The sequence below is a fragment of the Mesorhizobium sp. M7A.F.Ca.CA.004.06.1.1 genome (genome assembly GCF_003999135.1).
Lineage (GTDB): Bacteria > Pseudomonadota > Alphaproteobacteria > Rhizobiales > Rhizobiaceae > Mesorhizobium.
Map to the genome: position 1 here is coordinate 1 of NZ_RZPQ01001153.1, position 1,183 is coordinate 1,183.

Here is a 1,183-nt window from a genome sequence, read left to right on the forward strand (position 1 = left end):
GTGCTGTGTCCTCAGCGCCGCCAGCGTGGCGGCGAGGCTAGCTTGGCCACAGGAAAGTCGCGTTGCCTCGCGCCCGCCGTTCAGCGGCGGCACAGACATCCCGTTCGGGCCTACCACGAAGAACGCGCGCTGGTTCACGGTCGAGAGGTCGGGAACCGTCCCGGCGAGTTCGCCAACAAGACCATGATGGATCCGCGGGAGCTCGCCCACGATCACCACGACATCGGCACGCCGGCGCGTCTCTCCGGGGGCGACGGTCATTGCCCCCTTGTCCGTAAAAAGCGCAGTCTCCCGGGCAAGTGCCGCGCCATCGGCATGGTCGTATGCCGCGCCAGCCCTCTCAGCCAGCGCGATCGCCGCCCTCGTGCCGTCTATATCCGTATCAAAGCTGAAAACCGGGCACCGACTTGACGACAGTAGCGACGCGGCATGCGCAGCCGCGCGCTCAATCAGCGCTTCCCGGTTGCCGATCCAAGCAACCGCCATTCGCTAAACTACTTTCTGGTGCCGCCACGATCCTAGACGAAACTGGATTGGCCGTGAACCCCACCTTGCAGCGGATCAGCGAATGTTTTCATACGCTATCAACAAATTCCGACCCTGCTTAGTCATATTTGACGTAAGCGAAGCGTTGATCGGTCAGCGGAGTGCCCTCCAGCGCCCCGCCTTCCTTGGCCGGCTGCCACTGGACAACATCCTCGATCTTTTTCGCCAACTCGAAATCCTTGTCGGTAATGCCTTTCGCCGCGTGGTTCATCAGGCGCACCTCGACCCAGGCATAGGAGGCGGTGATATCGGGATGGTGCCACGCCGCCTCGGCGAGATGGCCAACCGTGTTGATGACCATCAGCGTCGATTTCCAGCTGTGGGTCTTGTATTTGCGCCGGATCCAGCCGTTTTCGTAGCGCCATTTTGGCAGCTCCTTCTCAAGCCGCTCGGCGATCTCGGCTTCCGAATAGACCTTTTCCTTGACTGTCTCGTTCATCTCGACCTCCGCGAATTGCTCGGTCTGTCTACACGCCGGAGCCAGCAAACACGTGGATGCATTCTCTTTGGCTTGCCCCATCGACGAAAACAGTTATCATGGTACCGGGCACCTAAACTTCCATGATGCATCCATGATGCACCCATCGGGGGGCAGATGTCGAATTCTGTTACCATACGAGTGCCCGCTCGCCTGCAC

1 protein-coding gene and 1 pseudogene are annotated in these 1,183 nt (G+C 60.3%); both read right to left on the minus strand.

What is annotated here, in order from left to right; translation table 11 throughout:
• Positions 1-486: pseudogene (locus tag EN906_RS34700) on the minus strand (tungsten formylmethanofuran dehydrogenase); the annotation flags it as partial.
• A 118-nt stretch (positions 487-604) separates the two neighbouring features.
• Positions 605-985 (minus strand): 4a-hydroxytetrahydrobiopterin dehydratase, encoded by a 381-nt coding sequence (locus EN906_RS34705; protein ID WP_027036898.1) that lies wholly within the window; start codon positions 983-985, stop codon positions 605-607.
• Between the last annotated feature and the right edge of the window lie 198 nt (positions 986-1,183).

Bases quoted from the DNA above. Each gene is read 5' to 3' on its own strand.
- EN906_RS34705 (WP_027036898.1), bottom strand. From the start codon at position 985: ATGAACGAGACAGTCAAGGAAAAGGTCTATTCGGAAGCCGAGATCGCC.